This is a genomic window from Leadbetterella sp. DM7 (genome assembly GCF_040829825.2).
GTDB lineage: Bacteria > Bacteroidota > Bacteroidia > Cytophagales > Spirosomataceae > Leadbetterella.
In genome coordinates this window covers 1-22365 of sequence record NZ_JBFOLH020000004.1, presented here as the reverse complement: position 1 = coordinate 22365, position 22365 = coordinate 1, and the positions used below count along the sequence as shown (strand labels likewise).

The following is a 22365-nucleotide window of genomic DNA, read 5'->3' as shown; positions in this document are numbered from 1 at the left end:
TATCGGGAAAATATTTACATTTTCTGTACTTAAGGGGTAGTTTTCCCCCGGGCCAGTGCTTCCAGTAAATAATAGTCCGCATAAATCAGGGGCACATCCACTTCGGAGCCCGCAGGTTTCGATCCGGTGCTGTGCAGCAGGGTAAACCCGCCGTGCGTTCCTGCAGGGGCGGTATAACCGGTGACAAGACTGTGTACGATGCGGTCTGCCAGGCTGCGCAGTTCGAGGTTTCCCGGTGCAAAACCGTGGAGTTCGTACAGAGCGGAGGCAATCACGGCTGCCGCAGAAGCGTCCCGGGGCTCATGGGGAATGCCGGGGGCATCGAAGTCCCAATACGGCACTCCGTCTGCCGGAAAATGCGGATGATTCATCAGCCAGGCGGCAATGTCCAGCGCTTTGCTCAGATAGCGTTGATCCTTTGTTTCCCTGTAACACATGGTGTAACCATACAGCGCCCAGGCCTGTCCGCGCGCCCAGGTCGACTCATCGCTGTATCCCTGGTGCGTGTTCCGGTTCTTGACTTCTCCCGTTTTCGGATCGTAGTCAATAACATGGTACGTGCCTCCATCAGGCCTGAAATGGTTTTTCAGGGTGGTATTGGCATGAGATACGGCGATCCGGTAAAAGGTGGAATCGCCGGTCAGCCGGGTAGCGGCAAAGAGCAGTTCCAGGTTAAGCATGTTATCGATGATGACCGGGAATTCCCATGTATCCCTGTTATGGTCCCAGGAACGGATGCAGCCTATCACGGGATTGAACCGGGTAGCCAGGGTCTGTGCCGAACGGATGACCACTGCCCGGTAAGCCGTATCGCCGGTGAGCCGGTAACCCTGGCCATAGCTGCAGTAAATCTTGAAGCCCATGTCATGGGTACGGCCGTTGTATTGCTCGTTTTCGAGCTTAGCGGTAGCCTCCCGCGCCGCATCCAGCCATTTGCTCTTTTTCGTAAAGCCGTACAATTGCCAAAGGATCCCGGGGAAGAAGCCGCTGGTCCAGTCACCGGCCGGAACCAGTACCAAACGGCCGGCGGCATCTAAGGTACGCGGCGAGACCCGCTCAGGGGTGTTTAAACGACGAACCTCTTCCAGCTGTAGCGTGGCCTGTGCTTCCGTGAAACGGACAGCCTGTTCCACGTCTGTCGCCTGGGAGCGACCGACGCGGGACAGCAATACCATTACGATTACTAAAAAACCTGTTCTGATCATACGATTTAGTCAATATTGAGGGTCCGTTTGAACGCCGTGGAAAAAATATCTACCCGGTAATCGGGTGTAATATGGTCTTCAAAATTGATCTCCACGATACGCCGTCCCGGTGCCGGGTTATTCAGCAGCTTTACATACACGGTATCAGTGGCTTTCCTGGCCTGGGGAAACAGGAGGGAATATTTCCCCTGGCTGTCCGGCTGAAGGGTGTTCCCCTGCCGGTCCACGATCTGGAAGTCTACGCCGGGTACAGCTGGATTAGCAACATTCGGAGTTACCACGGCGTAATTCGCTACGGCATCGTAGGTACGCGTGAATGAAGAATAAAACTGGACGGGCAGCTTTAACAGCCCGGTTTGTGCCTTGCTCACGGTAACTGCGCTGTTATTGTTCGGTACATACACAATGTAATAATGGTGTTCGTATTCCGCCAGCCCGGCAGGATAGCTCTTGTCCTCGCAGGCGGAAAACAATCCCCCGCATAACAGCAGTAAAATAAGAAATATATTTGGTCTTTTCATCTGTATAAATTTTTAGCTTTAAGCCTTCAGCTATTTCGTTTGTATTATTGCCAATTCGGGTTCTGACTCACATTTCCGCCGCTTAAGGTGATCTCCTGCAGCGGAACGGGATAGAGGTAGTCTCTTGCAGGATTGAAGGAGCGTACATTTGTATCTTCGGTAACGAGTACGCCGTCACTGTTGATCCTCAGCGTAGACGGGTCCGCCCCTACCCAATCCGTGGCATTGAATTTGGCGCCGAGCAATTGCCCTGCCAGGTGGATCTCAGCCGTTTTCCAGCGGATAAGGTCGTCGTAACGAAACCCTTCCAATGCCAGTTCCACGGTGCGCTCCCTCCGGATCTCGTCGCGCATGTCCAGGTTATTTGCTGTGGCAAAGGCGTTGGTAAGCCGTGCCCCGAAGCCTGCGCGCTGGCGCAGGGCATTGACGGTAAGATCCAGGTCGGCATCGCTTATTGCGCCGTCCAGTTCGTACTTAGCCTCCGCATAGATGAGCAGCACTTCACCGTAACGGATCAGGATCTTATCCACTGTGCCGGCACCGGTAGTTTGCCAGTCGGTCAGGTTGAAGCCTTTTTTTGCCGCATAGGCAGTCCGTGAACCCAGGGTGGTGGTAGGCACCCAGGGGCCTTTGTACGCTTCCTCCCTTGCCTGGAACAGGGTCATGGCCAAACGCGGATCACGGTTTTCAAAGACCGTATTGTAGCCTGCTTCGTCTTTTTCTTCAACGAAGTAGGCAGAACGCCTGGCTGAAGGCTGGTTTTGCCCGTTGAAAGCCGGAAGGCCATCGGTATACAGGTATTGACGGACCAGGTTCCGGGTGGGGGCATTACGGCCGTTTTCCATATCCCGGGAGTAGCTGTGGCCTACAATGAGATTGGAAACACTCACCCCATAGATCTTTACAAAGATATTTTCGGTATTGGAAGGACCTTCGGCCTCGTGCTGAAACAACCCGTGGTAAGAGCGGTATAACTGGTGCCCCTGGGCCATTACGGCCTGTGCTGCCTGCACGGCGATGTTCAGGTGCGGTTGCCAGTCGCCCTCATTGTGGAATTTGGCCCGTGTACCCACGTACAGGGCCACCCGTGCTTTCAATGCCAATGCACTGCTCCGGGTAACCCGCCCGTACTGCGCGGCGGGCAACTGCTGGCGGGTGGGAAGCCATTGCGCTGCAAAATCGAGATCATCATAAATGGCCTGTATGACCTCTGCCCTGGGTGTCCGGGGCTGAGACAGTTCCGGCGCATTGACATCGAGTGTTTTCAGAAGAAGGGGTACATCGCCGTATTTCTGTACCAGACCGAAATAGGCACTTGCCCGGAAAAACCGTGCTTCGCCAAAATACCGGTTTCTTACCGATTCAGAAACTTGTGCCTTGCCTCCCTTTTCAAGAATATTATTGGCCGTGAAAATATCGCGGTATGCATTTGACCAGTCGCCACTGGTGGCCGGAACATTCCGGGTACCGTTACTGATGCTGTTGGCCGTCTGGTTCACATTGTCGTCTCCCCGGCTATCGAGCTGGAATCCGGCCAGTAGTTGATAAAGCCGGTTGCAGGCATTCGTAAGGTCGGTTTCCGTATTCCAGAAGGCGGCATCGGTGAATTGACTTTCGGGAAAACGGTCCAGCTCACAGCCTCCAAGAAAAACCATACCAAAGAGGAAAACAAGCTTACGCATATAGCCGGCTATATTGGGATAATTCATGTTCGGAAAGATTTTAAAAGGTAAGATTTAAACCAAATGAATAGGATCTGTAGAAGGGGTAAGTGGTAGCACTTACGTCATTGCCCACCTCGGGGTCAAACACCTTCATGACATCTGTTTTCTCCCACAGGTCCTGCCCGGAGAAGTAAACCCGCATCTGCTGGATCCGGCTCCATCGCACAGGTACTGTATAGCCCAGCTGGATGTTTTTAAGCCGGAGATAATTACCATTCTGTGCCCAACGGTCAGACGCCCGGTAGTTGTGGGCACTGGTCTGGTACATGCGCGGAAAATACGCATCGGGGTTTTCGGGTGTCCACCGGTCCATGTGGATGGTCCAGGGCATATCTGCCGTACCCAGCATGGGAGACAGGGTACCTTCGTTAATCAGGAAGCGGCGCTGTGCAGCTCCCTGGAAGAATACCGAAAAGTCGATCGCCTTCCAGTTGAGTCCCAGGTCAAATCCATAGGTATACCGGGCGTTTGTGGTGCCGAGATAAACCAGGTCGCCCGGGTTTTCGGGCGTAGCTTCTCCGGGAGAGATGACACCGTCCCCGTTCAGATCCAGGTATTTGATGTCGCCGGCACCGGCATTGTTAGGAAAAAACGGCGTAGACACGGTTTTCTTGTAGGCCTGGTATTCTTCGTTGGTCTGGAAGAAGCCGTCTGTCCGGTACCCCCAAACCGTATTCAGCGGGTAGCCTTCCAGCAGCGGGATCACGCCGCCGTTACCCAAAGAGTTCCGGCCATCGTATTTCACCAGCTTGTTCTGGTTATCCGAAATGTTGAAGCCAAGCCGGTATTCAAGGGTATTGATTTTGTCACGCCAGCGAAGATCCAGCTCCCAACCCCAGCTTTTCAGCTCACCGATGTTCATGACAGGAACGGTCACCCCGATGAGGCTGGGGAGGTTTAGTGACGCCAGCATATCCTTGTTCCGTTTTACATAGTAATCGGCCGTGAGCGTGAGCCGGTCACGCAGGAATCCGGCATCTATCCCTATATCAGCCTGCTGTACGGTTTCCCAGGTTTTCTGGGGAGAAGCCAGCTGGGACTGGTACATATATTGGGTACGTGTGTCATTGAAGACCAGGTTACCCGACTGCGTGAGTCCGCTGGTTAAGAGGGCAATGTAATCATACAGCCCCAACACGGAGCCATTGCCCAGCTGGCCCCAGGAGCCCCGTAGCTTGAGTGCCGAGAAAAGGGTCTGATCCCGCATGAATTTCTCCTGGTCAAGTCGCCATGCTGCAGAAAAGGACGGAAACAGCTGCCAGCGGTTTTCAGGCGCCAGCCGGGAACTTCCATCGTAGCGGAAAGAGGCTTCAAAGAGGTATTTTTCCAGGAAGTTGTAATTGAACCGGCCAAAGTAGGAGCCCATGGCCCAGGTAGCATTGTTATCACCGTTGGTTTTGGTGAGCGGATCGGCGAAGTTGAAGCTGAAGAAGTCGTTGGTGATCATCGACTGCGCTCCTGCCGAAAACTCGTCGCGCCGGTATTCTTCAAACGACGCCCCGCCGAGAACCGTGAAATTATGCGCATCGGCCAGCGAAAGGTTGTAGGTCATCACCCCCTGAAGGTTATTGTGGTAACCCCTGTTTTTCACCATATTTTTGGTGTTGGGGTCGTTAATCCGGAAACGCACGGTACCGGTGGTACGTCCGTACCATAACAGCGTACGGCTGTTATTCTCCATGGAGTAGTAGTCCTGGTTACGCCAGCCCGAGAGATCAAAGGTGAGGCCCCTTACCAGGTTTTGTATTTTGAGGTTTACCCGCCCGGTAAACGACTCGTAGAGGCGCTGTTCTCTTCCTGCATTTTTTTCAATATCCACTGCATTGATCTGCAGGTCGCCGTTATAGGGCTGGCCGGTGATATCCTCTTCGGGTACGTACAGGTCCTGACGGGCACGGCTGCGGTAGAGGCGGTTAATGATCTGTTCGGTTCCATAAGCGTTTTCATTGACAACGGAACCGATATACCCGGTCACCAGCTCCAGCTTCATGTACTTGTTAAGGTCCGCGTTTATATTCGCTTTGATGTTGTACCGCGAGTTATCGTCCGGTCCGTAACGTAACACCCCGTCGCGTTTATAGTAACTCCCGGACACCAGGTAATTCACCTTATCGGCTCCGCCGCTCACAGACAGGGTATAATTCTGCATGGCATTGTACTTATCCATTCCCTCTTTGAGCCAGTTGTTATTGCCGAAATATTCCCAGCGGTCCTGTGTGGGGTTAGGTCTTACCGAGAAATTCGGATTGCTTAACCATTCCATTTGTTCCGCACTGAATTCAGGGTTTCCCGTAGCGTTAATACGGGATTCATCGATGAGCGTCTGTTCGTCCCATGAGTTCAGGCGCTGGGGCTGGCGTGCCGTGGCATTGATGCCGTAGTAGTTGTTGAAATTGATCCGGGCTTTTCCCGTTTTGCCTTTCCGGGTGGTAATCAATACCACGCCACCCGCGGCACGCGCGCCATAAATGGCCGATGCCGAAGCATCCTTAAGCACGGAAACCGACTCCACGTCATCGGGATTCAGCAGGTTCATGTCCATCTGGATGCCATCTACCAGTACCAGGGCATTGGTGGCATTTGCCGACGAAAAACCCCGGATACGCACGCCATAGCCTTCGGCCCCGGGCTTCCCGCTGCCTCTGAATACCGTAACACCGGGCAATACGCCCTGCAGAGCTCCCGTCAGGTTAGCCACCGGCCGGTTCACCAGCACGTCGCTGTTGATCTGGGCCACTGCCCCGCTAAGGTTTACTTTTTTCTGGGTACCGTAACCCACTACCACCACTTCTTCCAGCGCAGCTACGTCTTCCGCAAGGGTTATGTTTATCACTGAGCGGTTATTAACGGCCATTTCCTGGGCTACACTGCCCAATAATGTGAATACGAGGGTGCCGTCTCCCGGTGCTGAGATACGGTAATTCCCTTCTGCATCTGCTATGGAAGCCGTACCTGTTCCTTTTACGGTCACAATGGCGCCCACGGCGGGTGAACTGTCCTGGTGAAGGATCTTCCCGGTCACCGTGATTTGTGCGTTGGCAACACCGATACAGGCTATCCACAGGGCTAATACGAAGCCATAGCTTCGTTTTTTTGTAAAGCATTTATTCATATTGTCAAGGTTGAACGTTTGTAAATAATTACAGGAGCAAATGTAGGGAGGTACAAAACCCCTAACGGGGTAATTATCGGTCGAAAGCGGGGTAAAAAATGTTCAGGCAGATAGCAGCATCCGGCTCAAACCCCTGGTTTCAGCAACGTATTGCCTTGTATCCGAGTATTATTCTGCAAAATCAGGAGCAATAAGCCCGGAAACATCACCTCCTTACCGGTGTAATTACAAGATGGGATATAACCGCTGAGAAGAAAGTGCCTGATGCTTACTTTTAACGACGGTTCATTTACCGGAAATATACATTTATGTTATCCACCCACAGCTCCCGGTAATCCGATACCACCAGGTTGGCCAGGGTGTAATCCTGCAGGTGGGTGTGCGGACTTTTGAAGGCGGCGCAGAAGATACCGGCACGGTGGGCCGCCAGGATTCCGTTGGTGGCATCTTCAATGACCATGCAGTTTTCGCGGGGTTCGCCGGCCAGTTCTGCGGCACGGATGAAAATCTCCGGGTCAGGTTTGGAAGCTTTGAGGTCGGCGCCGCTGATGCGTGCTGTAAAGTAGGGATCGAGGCCAAACCGGTCAAAGACCATGGCGATGGTGTTCCGGGTAGCGGAAGAGGCTACCACCAGCCTGATGCCTTGTTTATGGTAATGCCCGATGAGTTCTCTTACCCCGGGCAGCAGGTCAAATTCCGTATCGTTGTAGAAGAGCTCCCGGAAATATTTCCGCTTGGCTTCCATGATCCATTCCGGGCTTACCCGCAAGGCAAACAGGTCGGTTAAGCGCTCTGCAATATGGCGGGTGGCTGCTCCTGAGAATGAATAGTACATTTCCTGCGGAACATGAATATTGAGGTCTTCAAAAACCCGGTGAAAAGCTTTTCGGTGCAGGGGTTCCGAGTCTACAATTACCCCGTCCATATCAAACAAAACTGCTTTTAAGGCCATATTTTCTCCGTAAATTCTGCCGCAAAGGTCCGGGTTAAAAGCAAAAATCCACCAAAAAGGTGGAAATTCACTGAAATAGTATAAGTTAAAATGCTAATTCTTCAATTTAATGATCTCTATTTGCAGGTATTCCCGCCCGTCGGTATGCATCCGGTATCGATTGTATACCATACAAGTGCCGTCAGGAGAAAAGGAAGGTGCTCCGACAATTTTACCCGCGGTATGATCAGGCGTCAAACGACGGCATTCCCGCGTTTCCAGGTCAAGGATGTATACATGATTCAATGCCACAAAACCGATCTTACGGCCGTCATGGCTTAGGTTAAAGGGATAATCAATGGAAAAGTCATTCCGGCTGACCCACTCCGTTTTACCCGTATTCACTTCTACCCGTAAGATCTGGTTCCATCCTTTCTGGTCTTTGGCTAAAGCATAAATAAAGGTACCGTAAGAACGTAACCAGTGGCGGGTATCCGAAATCCCGTTTTCTGTAAACGTCAGCCTTCTTTGCCTGATGCCCTCCGGCACACGGGGCCGCTCCCCTTTGTTTCCTACAGCGCCGGGATCTCCCATGATTTTACCGGGGTCAATATCCACCAGGAATATCTCCGTTTTCACCTTATCGTCAGCCGTAAGAACATTTCCCTGGAATGCTATGGCATAGGGTATCTTTTTACCGGTTTTATCGGTATAACCGTTTACCCAGCATTCATCAAAGGCTTTGCTGATCTCATCAGAGCCCGGTACAGGTTTTCTCACCACTTCTGTCACGATGGCGGAGTAGTCCTTCCCGTTATTGTTCCCCGGCGCACTGTCTGCCTGCACACCCTTTTCACAGGGTATCATTACTCCCACTACCCGCAGGTCAGGATCCGCCAGCTCATCGTTATAGGTAAAGCTGATCAGCTGTCCGTCGCCGCTCCAGGCGTGCGAATGGGTACCGCCCCGAAGCGAGCCGGGCGTGTAAGGCAAAGTAACGTCGCGCGCATCCATCATCACCGGCTGAAAGGGTTGATGAATGTCAATTCCTACCCCTGTTCTCCGGCTCATAGCATACGGTTTCTCCCGGTCAGCATCGGGTAACCCGTGAATAAAAATCACGAAATCACGAACGGGGCTGAAAGAAGCGGCTCCCACACCGGGACCGTAAACCGTAGGATTCTGTGTTTTATAAATGATCTTTTCTTCACCCGTTGAAATGTTCACGAGACCTATAACAGCGTTCTCCCCTATTTTGGTATCGTCATTCCGGCCATCAAATACGACCCACCGGCCGTCAGGTGAAAAAACACCGTTGTGATGAATAGTATGTCCTGTGGCAGAATGGGTAAGTGGTTCGTTATCTTTGTGATTTATTGTCATACAACTCTGGCAGCTGATAAAAATAGTTATGAATGATCTTAAAGTCATATTTATAAGCGGGATGGATCGATGATCACGTGCTTGATCGACTGGCGGCCATAAGTGTAGGTAATGTGCACCAGCCCGTCAGCGGTCTGGATCACCGCCGGGTAAGAATACCCCGCCCATACCGGTTCATTCTCCAGGGTGGATACTGTTTCCCACTTTTTCCCGTCTTCTGAAATGGCAACGTTCAGCATATTCCGGTCTTTCGGCTCCGGTCCCTGTTTGGTGGAATGATTGTAGACCAGGAGATGCCGGCCATCTTTGAGCGTAACCGCATCGGTTCCTGAATTCGGGTTGGGCAGTCCGGTACTTTCCAGCTTCGACCAGGTTTCGCCCTTATCTTTTGACCAGCTGGTCACCAGCACATCCTGCATGGTGCGGGCAATGATCTGGAGATCACCGTTTTTATGAACAAGGATACTGGGCTGGATAGCATCATATTCCACGCCGTCATTGATAGGCGGGATCACCCTCCAGGTCTTGCCGTTATCTTTGCTGATCTCAAAATAGATGCGCCAGTCACTCCCGTTGGGTGTTCCCTTCCTTTCCAGGCTGGTGGGTGAAATAATGGTGCCGTCTGAAAGTTGAACCGCCTTGTTTTTGACCGGCCCCAGCAGGTCGCGCACTACACTATGCTTACCCATGATCACGGGTTTCTCCCAGGTATAGCCTCCATCAGAAGAGGTGGTATAAGCTCCCCACCACTCAGCTGCCCTGGGCCCGATCTTATAGAATAAATAGAGGGGGCCTCCCTTAGGCTGGAACAATACAGGATTCCTTGCAGGATACTTCAGCGAATCTGATACAAAGCCGTTGACCACTTCTACCGGCCAGCTCCACTTCCCGTCTCGGTAATGCGTCACACGTACGCCCACATCCCCGTTTCCTTCGTGGGTTCCGGAAAAGAATGCACACATCAGGCCGTCCTGAGTTTCAATAAGCGTAGAAGCATGGCATTGGGCGGTTGGTCTTTCATCCAGCTCATAGATGAGCTCTGCGCGAACTACGCCCTGTTCTCCCGGGGTGGCCCGGGCAGGAAGCCCCTGGCCTGTGCCTGCAGAGGCAATACCCAGGAATCCCGCTAATAATAAGGTGTTTCTCCCCCGTATCATTCCGTTACTTTTTGAGTTTTCTAAAGTTCTCTACCCGGTGAAAGGTCAGGTAGTTTGCATCATGATTATTGTGCGCATTGGCCTTTCCGTCAAAATACGCTGTTCTTGACAGCACGATGATATCTTCTCCTTCAAAAGACCAGTCCACATACTGGAATCCGTGGTTGAGCACATCTTCATGTTCCAGGATCACCTTCACTTCCTGCCAGCTTTTCAGGTCTTTTGAGCTTTTAAGCACCAGCACATTCCGGAAACCCGACGGGTTCCGCTCCGGGAACTGCCTGCGGTATTTGTCTTTTACCGCGTTAACGAGCGTCCAGTACCGGTCGCTGACCGTATCGTATCGGATCACAAATTTCTTGCTTCCGCCATCAAAAGGAATAAAGCCGATTGCCGGGTCAAAATCCAGTGTCTTGCCATCGGCAGATATCCCGACCATTGCCGCCTTCTCGTCGATCGACTTCGTATTGGCCACCCGCAGCATATCCCACATCTTCCCGTTCCGGTCTACCACGAAATTACCTTCCAGCCATCCGCCGAAGTCGCCGTTGTTATACGTACTGTCATAGAGCATGGGTGTGCTGGTTTGCCACGACCGGGCATCGAGGAGATCGGCATCTGCCGGCGCCGACATCACCATGGCCCCGTAGCGCCTGCCCCACTGCAATATGGGTCCGTGAGCGGTTTCCATCGGCCGCCACAGCCTGCCGTTGTATTCTATTACCGGCATGGGTGCACAATGGAATTCACCCGTCAGCAGTACACCGTTCTCCCGGTTGGTGGGCTGGGTCCAGGTCATGCCGCCGTCTGTTGATTTCCGGATCAGCACCGTTCCGTGATGACGATCGGGGCCTAAAAGATAGAGCACACCCCGGTGTACAAACAGCGAGCTCCAGAAAGCTCCGTGAATTTCGGTGAGGTACCTCCAGGTCCTGCCTTTATCATTCGACGAATAGATACGGGTAGTAGCCTGCTGCCACTCCGAGCTCTGAGGCCCGAAAAAATCGTGGGAAGCTACATAGTCGCCATTGGGAAGCATAGCCAGGCCGGGTGAACCGATGTACCGCTGCGACGAGGCGGGCTCGTAGCAAACGATATTCCCCGGAACAGTCTGGGCCAATAAACTGCTGCTCCACAATAATAAACCATATAGCTTCCACACCTTAAACATGAATCTCTTTTTTAGTGCCCGGAAAACTACCCGGCTTCAAATTCGATAATGCACTGATTCTTCTCACTTCAGCTTAGCAGGATCAACCACCACATGCTTAACCGATCTTCTTCCATAGGTATAGGTAATATGAACCCGTCCGTCAGACGATTGAATAACTGCCGGGTAAGAATAGCCTGCCCAGATAGGCTCATTTTCCAGGGTGGTTACTACTTTCCAGTTTTTACCGTCTTCGGAGATAGCCACATTCAGCATATTTCTTCCTTTAGGCTCATCTCCTTTATTGGTAGTATGGTTATATACCAGCAAATGCCTTCCGTCTTTGAGCGTAACCGCATCGGTTCCTGAATTCGGGTTGGGCAGTCCGGTACTTTCCAGCTTCGACCAGGTCTCCCCTTTGTCTTTCGACCAGCTGGTGACCAGCACGTCCTGCAGGGTCCGGGCTATGATCTGGAGGTCACCGTTTTTATGGATCAGGACACTCGGCTGGATGGCGTCGTATTCTACGCCGTCATTAATGGGTGGAATTACCTTCCAGGTTTTTCCTTTATCCTTACTGATCTCGAAATAAATCCGCCAGTCGCGCCCGTTCGGCGTTCCCCTTCTTTCCAGGCTGGTGGGTGAGATAATGGTACCGTCAGCCAGCTGAACCGCCTTATTTTTGACCGGTCCGAGCAGGTGCCCCACCAGCTCATTTTTGCCCATAACCACGGGTTTCGTCCAGGTACGGCCCTCATCAGAAGAGGTAGTATAGGCTCCCCACCAGTCATCTACATTGGGGCCTACCTTATAGAACAAATAAATGGGGCCGCCCTTGGGCCGGAACAATACGGGGTTCCAGGCCGGGTATTTAACGGAGTCAGACACAAAGCCGTTAACTACTTCCACCGGCCAGCTCCACTTCCCGTTCCTGTAGTGCGCCACCCGGATACCCACGTCCTTGTTGTTTTCGTGGGTTCCTGCAAAAAACGCACACATCAGCCCGTCACGGGTTTCCAGGATAGTTGATGCATGGCATTGGGCGGTTGGCTTCTCATCCAGCTCATAAACCAGTTCGGCGCTCACCACACCCTGCTTTCCTACTACAGCCCGCTCCGGAATCGTATATTTCTGCCCAAAGCACAATACGCTGAAAGCGGAAAGCCCTGCTACCTGAACCGTTTTTCGAATGCTCTTAAAATTTACCATAATCTACGAATAAGTTGAATTGTTAATATCCCTGATTTTGTTCTATCTTTTTCCCGTAATTCGCATCGATAACCGATTGCGGAATAGGGAAGTACATATGGTAATCCTGGATTGAGTTTTTCGTTTCTTCCAGGAAATTATACTTCTTCACCCGTTCCACCAGCTTACCCAGGCGCACCAATACCCGCCTGCGGGGTTCCTCTACGGTCAGCTCCCTAGCTCTTTCATCCAATATAAAGTCTATATCGATCTGCTCGGCAGTCACTGCAGGCGCATTGGCTCTTTTCCTGATCACATTGATGTCATCAGCGGCAAGATCTTTACGGCCCAGCTTCAGGTTGGCCTCCGCTCTCAGCAGGTAGGTTTCTGCCAGCCGGTAAACCATAACGTCTTTGGCCGAACGGCCCGAAGTGGCATTGTTTGCCCAGGGTTCGCCTTCGATCTTCCGGGAGTAAGGATAGATATTCCTCATAGTATCGTCTAATGCCGTTCTGGCTTCCACCTCCTGGTTAAAATACCGGGAGGCCGGGTTATTGTAATAGAACTTCCTCCGCATATTGTACTGAGAATTACGCATATCCTGCTTATATCCCTTCCAGATATCGTAAAGATAATAGTTTGTTCCCCTAACTCGTCCAACACCCCTGCCCAAACTGTCTACTACCAGCATAGCTACCCCGTCAGGAGCCACAATTTTACTCAGGAAAGGAGCCCAGTTCCTGATCTGCACATTCCCGTTCAGGCTGCTGCCTCCCCCTTGTACGTTATTTTCAAACTGCCACACAAAAATCGACTCCAGGTTTCCGGATGACCTGTTGAGGTTCCTGTCCAGAAACAGGTCTGAAAATACATCGCCCGGCTGGGTTGATTTCGAACCAAAGCGCGACGTCATGATCTTGTAATCACCGGACCCGATCAGGTCAGAGGATACCTTTACGGCATTGGCCGGGTCATTTAAGCTCAGGTATACCTCGGTCATCAGGTGCTGGGCCGCTCCCCGGGTTACTTTCCCGTCGTAGTTTCCTTCGGTAACAGACGGCAGCCACTGTATGGCAAAGTCCAGGTCGCTTTTTACAAAATTCAGCACTTCTTCTTTGGAAGCCCGGGAGTAGTCATTTTTAGGCGTATTGGTAATATCGTCTACAATGGGCACTCCTCCGAATGAATTAACCAGGAGATTATAAGTGTAGGCCCTGAAGAACCGGGCTTCTGCCATGATCTGGTTCTTTTCTTTTTCGGAAGTCCAGATATCATTGTGGGCCTCCCCGTAATGCAGGAGGGTATTGGCCCTGACGATCATCGCCGTATAGGCCCAGTTCCAGAGCGTATTCAGGTTGGCATTGGTAGGCGTATAGGTGGTCTGGTAATTTCTCAGACCGATATACTCCACGCCGGCGTCGGCACCGATGTCTGTATATGCAAAGTTCAATGCAAAATAGGTATTATCGCCCATTGACATTTCTTCCCGCGAGGCCGCATACAATCCCGTAAGATACATTCTGAAGCCGTTGGGCGAAGTAAGAATCTGCTCCGCACTCAGATTGGATAACGGAGTCTCCTTGAGCTCATCTTTCTGGCAGCCCCAGAAGATCAACCCTGTCAGTAAGATTAAAATGCGTTTCATATATTTACTGTTTTTCATCAATTAAAAGCTAAAACCTAAACCAAGATTAAATATGCGCGGCAAAGAGTACAGCTGGTCAGATGAGGTACCGCCTATTTCAGGGTCAGTACCCGGCCAGTCGCTCCATGTGAACAGGTTTTTAGCATTGGCATAAACCCGAAGTGAGCGCAGTTTCAGCCGGTTGGTCACCGACTCAGGCACCTGATAAGAAACCGACAGGTCCTGCAGACGAACAAAATTCCGGCTAACGTACCAGCCATGGCCCTGAGGGTTGGTGTACAGGAGCGACGGACGGGTCTGGGAAGCATTTTCTTCTGTCCAGTAGCCGGCATCGAGCTGGTTAAGTCCGCGGCCCGGAGCATTAGGACTCACAGCCGTATTCAGCAGCGGGAAATTGCTCATCCAGCCGGTCATGGCGTTAAAGAAGGTTGAAATGGTAAAGTTACCGATGTAGAACTCGTTGGAAAGCCCGAATTTGAATTTAGGCTGACCGCCCGAACCGATAATCTGCCGGTCATTGGCATCTATTTTACCGTCTTTATTGACATCTTTCAGCTTCACATACCCGGGCTTATAGCCGGCAGGCATTTCCTCTCCCACCTGGTAAATACCGTCAAATACATAATCGTAATAGGTGTTGATCGGGTAACCGATAAACCAGCGGTTGCTCAGGTCATCGTCTTCCACACCGTCATTATTCAGGTCCTGGCCGTAGAGCTTGGTGATCTTATTGACGTTGTAGGTGAAATTAAAGCCGGTGTTCCAGCCAAATTTCGGAGTAGCGATGTTCACGCTATTCAGCGATAGCTCGATCCCTTTGTTCTGTACTTCCCCGATGTTGGTCAGTACGTTCAGGTAGCCGTTCATGGCAGGGATGGATCTCCGTACCAGGAGGTCTTTGGTTTTGGTGTTGTATACTTCCACTGTACCGCTCAGCCGCCGCTTAAGGATGCTGAAATCTATTCCCAGGTTACCGGAATAAGTGGTTTCCCAGCGAAGGTCATCGTTCCCCATAATGTTTGGATAGGCCCCGATAGACATGCTTCCGCCGTTTCCGTATACATACTGGGTAATGCTGGATAAGCTCAGCGACTGGTAGGGATCAATCCCCTGGTTTCCTATCGAGCCGTAGGAGAGTCTCAGCTTCAGGTTATCAAAAATATCCTGGTCGTTCATAAACTCTTCACCGGTTACGTTCCATCCCAGCGCTACAGAAGGGAACAACGCATATTTATTATTGGCTGCAAAAACACTGCTACCGTCGCGACGGGTAGTGAGCGTAGCCATATACTTCCCGGCGTAGTCATAATTTAAGCGGGCCATGGAAGAAATACCCCGTATCTCGTAGGCCGATGAGCTGTTGGTCAGGATGGTGCCCAGGCTCAAATCGTTGTAGCCGAGGGCATCTGAGCTCAGCTGATCGGCATTGGCCCGGGTTTGCTCCTGCTTCATATAGTTTTTACCGAACAACAGGGTTACATCAAAATGGTGACGGTTGATGTCTTTGTTGTACTTCACGATATTCTCCCACACCCAGTCAAAACCGTTCTGATTCTGCTTATTGGCATAGGTAGTATTGTTGGTCAGGTACTGATCCTGCCTGAAGAAGTTGTAATTATGGCTCCACCTTACATTGGGCGAGAAGTTCATCCTGAAGCTCAGGCCTTCTACACCTGGTATCGCTATTTCGGTGTAAAAATTACTCAGCAGGTTGTTGTATATCTCTTCATTGTCTGTCATAAAAGAATTGTACAACGGGTTAGAGGATACCTGGTCTTCCGCTACCACGTATTTCGAAGGATTTCCGTTGGGGTAATACCAGGTTCCGTACGGGCTGCTGGTATACAGGCTTGCCACAGATGCCGCCACTCCGCTCATATCTCTTTGTCCGTAGGTAGAAGTCAGACCCAGCTTAATAAACGGATTCACTTCCGTTTCCAGGTTGGCCCGGAAAGTTTGCCGCTTGAAGTTGTCGTTCACCAGCAGCCCGGCTTCTTTTGAAAATGAGCTGGACAAGTAATAATTGGTTTTGGTGCTTCTTCCGGCCAGGTTAATATCGTAGTTGAACATGCCGGCTTTTTGTGAAACCTCATCGTACGGATCCGTCACCTTACCGTTGAGGTAATTGTCGGCCTCTGTCTTGTACAAATACGTTGCTATTTTGGAAGGATCCGCTTCCAGGCCCGACTGCTTCCGGTAATCCAGCTTGCTCTGAATGTATCTTTCCGGGCTGTAAAAAGGGATCTTCTTGCCCCATCCATACGACGACACACTGGAATTCACCGTAATCACCACTCCTTCGGTAGTTGCCTTTTTCGACGTGATCAATATCACCCCGTTTGCTGCCCTTGAACCGTATATCGACGCGGCGCTGGCATCTTTCAGGACGTCCATAGACAGGATGTCGTTCGGGTTGATGTCGCTCAGGGTTCCGCCGAAGATAATCCCGTCAAGCACAATCAGGGGGGCGTTGTTGGCGCTCAGCGAACGCTGACCCCGGATCAGGATGCTCGGATCCTGGCCGGGCCTTCCGTTATCCAGGATCTGCACGCCGGCCACCCGTCCGCGCAAAGCCTGGCCTGCATTGACCGAGGGGCTGTTTTGCTGCACCGTCATATCCAGGCTGCTTACGGCTCCGGTTACTTTTCGTTTTGACTGGGTTCCGTACCCCACTACCACCACTTCATCTAAGTTCTCATTGGAAGAGCTCAGCCCGATCACCAGGTTATCGGAGCTTGCATTTAACTGGACTTCCTTTGAGTTATAGCCTATAAAAGACACGGTCAGTGTGCCTTTCTTTTCCGGTACTTCTATCCGGAAATTACCGTTTTCATCGGTAGATACTCCCCGGCCGTTCGTGGCAAACGTTACGGTAGCACCGGGTAGCGGCTCATTGGTTTTGGCGTCGATTACCCTCCCGGTAACGACATTTTGCGCTAAAGCTGTAAGCGAAAACAGCAGCAAAATCAAAACCAAAGGAAATTGGATCAGATTTCGATTCATCATTTGTTTTTCATTTAAGGTTAATTGGTTATTATTTTACAGATACCAGGCCGATGCGTTCAGACAAAGCCTCGAACTCATCCAGCAACCGGTCTAATTCTTCCTGCTGGTCTGTCACGCTCCCGTTACGGCAGGTAGGCCCGATATCCACGCCTCTTTTCTGCAGCACATACTTGGCGCTGGCAGGATAGGTATCGTGCATGACATCCATATTGCTGACATAGAAGCGCTGCACTTCGGCTACTTCCGGCGATTCCTCATGGTAGTGATCGCACAGCCAGGTCACCAGCTCCGGGAAATAATTGCCCTGGATGCACGACAATCCTGCCGAACCGGCCCGCAGCGACTCCACAGCATGCGCCATATAGGCATCGTACAACCCGAACTCCGGCCAGGCGGCCGTAGCGGCCAGCTTCTGGCGTATGCCGTCCATATCCAGGCAGGTGTCTTTGTGATAGTTCACCCGGCCGCTGGCAACCAGCTCACCCAGGAAATCAGGCTGAATCAGCCGCTTGTAGGGCACAGGGCACTCGTAAAAGCCCAGGGGTACGTCGCCGGTAAGCGCCAGCAATTTTCCCACATTGGCCCTGAACGTAGCTTCGTCATCGGTTTCCGCTGCCAGCAGGCTGGTGATCACAATCACACTTTCTACCCCGGTAGCGTATATTTCTTTCACAAAACGGGCCTGGTCTTCCAGGGGCTCCCCGAATGTTCCCGTAGCTACTACCGGAACCCTCCCGTTTACTTTCTCTACAATGAAGGCCACCGAGCGCAGCATCTCTTCCCTGGAAAGATTAAACATTTCACTGGAAAGACAGTTGGCAAAAAGCCCCCCGGCACCGGCATTCAGATAGAGCTCAACCAGCTCATCCAGGCTTTTATAGTCAATAGTGTTGTCAGCCTGGAATGGCATCAGCATTACAGGTACGTATTTTTTATGGGTCATAATTTTTATTTTTTTCTTATTTTTCTACTGAGGTTACCGGCCAGGAAGATGGTCAGCGTGCCTACCACAATAATCATGTTGGCGTGTAAGGGATTCTTCAGATACGCATACGATTCGGGGATGAGATACGAGAAGGTCATCCACAGAATCACCAGGATACCGGCCAGGGTTCCGGCCAGGGCATCGCTGTTCTCCGTTTTTTTGCTGATCAGGCCCAGCAGGAAAAGCCCCAGCATACCGCCGGCAAAAATACCCGACAGGGTCCACCATACATCCAGCAGGCTCTTGATGCCAATCATGGCTATGCCGCACAGCATACCCATCAGCCCTACAATAACCGTGGCGATATACAGTACTTTCAGGCTGTTTTTTTCAGATGAGCCGCGGTTAAAATAGCGCTTGTAAATATCTTCGGTAAATACGGTGGCCGAAGCATTCATACCCGAGCTGATGGTGCTCATGGCCGCCGATAATATAGCGGAGATGATCAGACCCAGCAGGCCGGTCGGGATCATACGCACCATAAAGTGCGGCATCACTTTGTCACCGTAGTCGGCCGGCTGCAGGGTGGCCGCCAGCTTCACCACTTCGGGATTATTGGTTGACAGGCCCAGCCGTTCGGAAGCTGCCTGCAGGGTGATGGTCTGCAGAAGCTCAGGGTTCTGCTGGTAATAGGTGTACAGGCAGGTGCCGATCACAAAAAACAGCAACGATACCGGCACGTAGATCCATACGCACAGCCACACCGATTTGTTGGCTTCGCGTGCGCTGGTAGCGGTATGGTAACGCTGAACGTAGTTCTGGTCCATCCCGAAGTTGTTCAGGTTGATGAAGAACCCGTACAACAGCACCACCCAGAAAGAAGAGCTGACAAAATCAGGCGCCAGGGAGCCCAGGTTGAACTTGTGGTCGGCCTTACCGGTCTGGATAATCTCAGAAAAGCCTCCCGGAACCTCCCTGACTACCAGGTAAATAATGATAATGGCTCCCAGGGTTTTGAGTATCCCCTGCACCACTTCGGTCCAGATCACGGCCTCAATCCCGCCCATAACGGTATAGATCACGATACAAATACCCGTTATGATCATAATGGTGACCATGCTGTAACCTGTGAGCGCCTGCAGGGTAAGCGAGATACCGAAAAAGATGGAACCGATACGGGCCAGCTGGGTCAGCAGGAAGCACACTACCGCATAGGTGCGGGCCCAGGTACCAAACCTTTTCTCGAGGTTGGTGTAGGCCGATACCTCACCGGTGCTCCGGTAAAAAGGTACAAAATACCGCGTGGCAAACCAGGCCGCCAGGGGCATCGACAGGCTGAAAACAAATGCGTTCCAGTTGCCGCCGTAGGCTTTCCCCGGAACGCCGAGAAAGGTATTGGAACTCAGGAAGGTGGCATAAATGGAAATACCGATGGCCCAACCCGGGATACGCCCGGCAGCCCGTGTAAATTCATCGGCAGAGGTATTTCTCCTGGAGAAATACACCCCCACCAGCACCATCCCGATCAGGTAGGCAATAATAATGGCAATATCAAATACAGGCAGGTGATTCATGGCTTTTATATTCCGCAAAAGTTCACTTTGATTCCTAAGCTTTCCAGGGTAGCTGCCTTGATCTCTGCCGCTCTCCTCACATCAAAATCGCCGTCTACATACACCACCTGGATATGGTTGGCTTTGTGCTTGGCCATCATCTGTTCACGGCTGACGCCGTCAAGCACCCCGTGCATCACGGGCCACTGCGGGTCGGTCATTTTCCAGCGGCGCTGCGTTTCTTCTTCCGGCAGCTCCACGGCTCTGCCGGTACCGATATCGCACCATAACTCATCGTTTTCAATATATACCCGGCTCCAGACGATCTTGCCGGGCCGGCTCACCCCACACAGGGTTCCGCCGCCTTTTCTGAAAAACATGGCCGGTTGGCGCAGGCTGCTGGCTCCGGCATAGCCGCCCTCAAAATGAGAGGCCGGCACTGCTCCCGAGATCAGGAACACCCACACAAACTCTTCCCGGCCGTCTATTGTAAAATTCTCTCCGTAACGCAGGTCGTGCAGGGTGTTGTCGCCGTTCAGGCCCAGCTCCCGCCACAAATGATAGGTAACATAACCGTCTATACCGGCGCATTCGTCTACCTCGTTGAAGTGGGGCAGCGCCACTCCCGCGTACAGCTCATTGCCCTGTTCATCCCAAACCGGCGGCCGGTCGGTATTGTTCAGCAGCCCTTCTACCAGGTCACTGGCAGGCGTGAGCTCTTTCAGTCCCTGCTGGTACTGAATGCCTATCGTATCACAGCCGAATTCTGCGGCCAGGCGTAAAGCTGCTATATACATTTTGCACTGCTCCAGGCTCTGATCGCGGGTCAGCTCGGTAACCGGATCGGTGCCCCAGTCAAAGCGCATGCCCCGCTCCAGCAGCCATCCCAGCACGGCTTCGGCCTCTGCATCGGTAACGGTCAGCATCTTTGCATAGAGGGTAGACTGGCTCAGCCGCTCCTTGAATATACCCAGGCGGTGAATCAGCGCATCGGGAACAATGGCATTGAACATGCCCATGCAGCCCTCGTCAAATACGCCCATGATGACCTTGTCGTTCAGCATACGGGCGGCAAAGTCACCGGCCAGCTCCCGGTCACTGCCCGAAACAACCTCCGGGTTGAAACGGGTAACGTGGGAATAATCCTGGCTCACTTTGCCTGTTTCCAGCCACTCCTGCAGTCCTTTCCTGAAAAAATTATCTGTAAAATCTCCGCTCCAGAGAAAACTGTAGCTCACTCCGGCTTTGGTCAGGGAGCCCGTGAGGTTAAGCGCACCCACCAGCCCCGGGTAGGTTCCGTCCCAGTTGGCCACCACCAGTATGGGACCTTCGTGCGAGATCAGCCCGGCCAGCACGTGATGGCTGTACTGCCAGACACTTTCTGCCACAATCAGCGGACGTTTTTTATCTATCTTCCTGAATATCTTTACCCCTTCATGCTGGTAATCGATGAAGCCATGTCCTTTCTCTGCATTATAGGTATGCGCCCTTTCCACCGACCAGCCGTACCGCTCCAGGGTAAGCGCCAGGTTTTTTTCCATCTGCTCCTGCATAGGCCAGCATTTGAGATTGGCTGAAGGCCGGAGATCACCACTGCAAACCAGCAACACACTTTTATTTTCCATAAGGTTGAATCAAATTTGATGGTACAAAGTTGAATAGCTTTTCACAAGAAACATTTCCCTAAATTTTCATACTTATCCAATATATTATCATATTATTCTTTCTCCGGTTCTCATTTTTAAAATTTCGTACATATCTTTATTCCATGAACCTTACTCCCAAATTACATATTGTTCCCAAAGCCCTGGACAATGCGTTCAGCCTGAGGCACGATATCCTGCCCCATTTCGGTACGGTCTGGCACTACCATCCTGAAATAGAGCTGCATTACCTGATCAAGGGTGAGGGTACGCGGTTTATAGGAGATCACATCGGTAATTTCCAGAAAGGCGATATGATCCTGATGGGCTCCAACCTGCCCCATACGTGGAAACGCACCATCTCCGATGCCACCCACGACCACGTGGAGGCCATGGTGCTGCACTTCCACCCGGAGTGCCTGGGAAAGGAATTTCTGAATTTTTCGGAAACCCAGGGAATCAACAAGCTGAATGAGCTGGCCAGGAACGGGCTCATCATTCACGGGGCTTCCAAAGAAGCGATTACCGAGCTGCTATGGATGATGAAAACAGAAAGCGGGCTGAACAAGCTCATCTACCTGTTGCGCATATTCCATATTCTGCTTGAAAACCAGGAGTATGAAGTATTATCCAACAGTATTGAGTATTCTAAATTCAATAAGCTTGACGAAAACCGGATCGATAAAATTTTCTCTTATACGCTACAGAATTTTAAGGAAAAGATTTTTATTGAAGATGTGGCCAGGCTCACTAACCTGAGTGTGACATCGTTTTGCCGGTATTTTAAGATCACGGCCAACAAATCGTATTTTGATTTTCTCACCGAAGTACGGCTCAATCACGCCTGTCGGCTCATTGTAGAAACCGACTACACCATTCAGCATATTGCCATGGACAGCGGCTTCGAAAATACGTCCAACTTCTACCGGCACTTCAAGAAAATGAAGGGAATAACACCTAAGGAATATAAGGCCGGGTTTCTTTAAGCAAAAATCACTCCGGCCATTTTGCCCTTACCGTAATAAGCGAAATTTGCTTTTTTATGGCCCGCTTTCTATCTTTATTCCATGAGATCATTGCGAACCCTTCTCTATTTAGGGTTTGCTGTTAACAGGCTAAATTCTTTATTAAAAGGGGATTATTTCTTATTTTTCGGAGGCAAAAGCGAATAATATGGCAAAAGCGCGTCAAAAACGTGCATCAAGGCAGGCCTATATGCCGG

15 protein-coding genes are annotated in these 22365 nt (G+C 51.5%); 1 reads left to right on the top strand and 14 read right to left on the bottom strand.

Annotated elements, in window-relative coordinates:
• Positions 1-29: 29 nt before the first annotated feature.
• From AB2U10_RS05645 to AB2U10_RS05580, 14 genes are all read right to left on the bottom strand, one after another.
• On the bottom strand, positions 30-1205 hold the full coding sequence (locus tag AB2U10_RS05645) for a glycoside hydrolase family 88 protein (RefSeq protein ID WP_367913372.1): 1176 nt from the start codon (positions 1203-1205) through the stop codon (positions 30-32).
• 5 nt (positions 1206-1210) lie between these two features.
• Positions 1211-1726, bottom strand: coding sequence for a hypothetical protein (locus AB2U10_RS05640; RefSeq protein ID WP_367913371.1), 516 nt, complete (start codon positions 1724-1726; stop codon positions 1211-1213).
• Between the two features lie 44 nt (positions 1727-1770).
• Complete coding sequence (locus AB2U10_RS05635) at positions 1771-3435, bottom strand: RagB/SusD family nutrient uptake outer membrane protein (protein ID WP_367913370.1); 1665 nt, start codon at positions 3433-3435, stop codon at positions 1771-1773.
• 13 nt (positions 3436-3448) lie between these two features.
• Complete coding sequence (locus AB2U10_RS05630) at positions 3449-6562, bottom strand: SusC/RagA family TonB-linked outer membrane protein (RefSeq protein WP_367913369.1); 3114 nt, start codon at positions 6560-6562, stop codon at positions 3449-3451.
• Positions 6563-6851: 289 nt separating this feature from the next.
• Positions 6852-7514 carry an HAD family hydrolase gene (locus AB2U10_RS05625; RefSeq protein WP_367913368.1) on the bottom strand — a complete coding sequence of 221 codons (663 nt, stop codon included), beginning with the start codon at positions 7512-7514 and terminating at the stop codon, positions 6852-6854.
• A 93-nt stretch (positions 7515-7607) separates the two neighbouring features.
• A complete protein-coding gene (locus AB2U10_RS05620; protein ID WP_367913367.1) occupies positions 7608-8876 on the bottom strand; it encodes a DUF3748 domain-containing protein in 1269 nt (422 codons plus the stop codon).
• A gap of 50 nt (positions 8877-8926) precedes the next feature.
• On the bottom strand, positions 8927-10033 hold the full coding sequence (locus AB2U10_RS05615) for a sialidase family protein (RefSeq protein WP_367913366.1): 1107 nt from the start codon (positions 10031-10033) through the stop codon (positions 8927-8929).
• 4 nt (positions 10034-10037) lie between these two features.
• Positions 10038-11204, bottom strand: a complete 1167-nt coding sequence (locus AB2U10_RS05610) for a sialidase family protein (RefSeq protein WP_367913365.1) — start codon at positions 11202-11204, stop codon at positions 10038-10040.
• 63 nt (positions 11205-11267) lie between these two features.
• Positions 11268-12392: a sialidase family protein gene (locus AB2U10_RS05605; RefSeq protein WP_367913364.1), complete on the bottom strand. Its 1125-nt coding sequence runs from the start codon at positions 12390-12392 to the stop codon at positions 11268-11270.
• 22 nt (positions 12393-12414) lie between these two features.
• A complete protein-coding gene (locus tag AB2U10_RS05600) occupies positions 12415-14016 on the bottom strand; it encodes a RagB/SusD family nutrient uptake outer membrane protein (RefSeq protein ID WP_367913363.1) in 1602 nt (533 codons plus the stop codon).
• A 21-nt stretch (positions 14017-14037) separates the two neighbouring features.
• Positions 14038-17022, bottom strand: a complete 2985-nt coding sequence (locus AB2U10_RS05595) for a SusC/RagA family TonB-linked outer membrane protein (RefSeq protein WP_367913362.1) — start codon at positions 17020-17022, stop codon at positions 14038-14040.
• A gap of 28 nt (positions 17023-17050) precedes the next feature.
• On the bottom strand, positions 17051-17965 hold the full coding sequence (locus AB2U10_RS05590) for a dihydrodipicolinate synthase family protein (protein ID WP_367913361.1): 915 nt from the start codon (positions 17963-17965) through the stop codon (positions 17051-17053).
• 5 nt (positions 17966-17970) lie between these two features.
• A complete protein-coding gene (locus tag AB2U10_RS05585; protein WP_367913360.1) occupies positions 17971-19521 on the bottom strand; it encodes a sodium:solute symporter family protein in 1551 nt (516 codons plus the stop codon).
• 5 nt (positions 19522-19526) lie between these two features.
• Positions 19527-21125 carry a fucose isomerase gene (locus tag AB2U10_RS05580; RefSeq protein WP_367913359.1) on the bottom strand — a complete coding sequence of 533 codons (1599 nt, stop codon included), beginning with the start codon at positions 21123-21125 and terminating at the stop codon, positions 19527-19529.
• A gap of 143 nt (positions 21126-21268) precedes the next feature.
• On the opposite strand from AB2U10_RS05580, the gene AB2U10_RS05575 reads away from it, so the two are divergent.
• Positions 21269-22129, top strand: a complete 861-nt coding sequence (locus AB2U10_RS05575) for an AraC family transcriptional regulator (RefSeq protein WP_367913358.1) — start codon at positions 21269-21271, stop codon at positions 22127-22129.
• Positions 22130-22365: the final 236 nt, after the last annotated feature.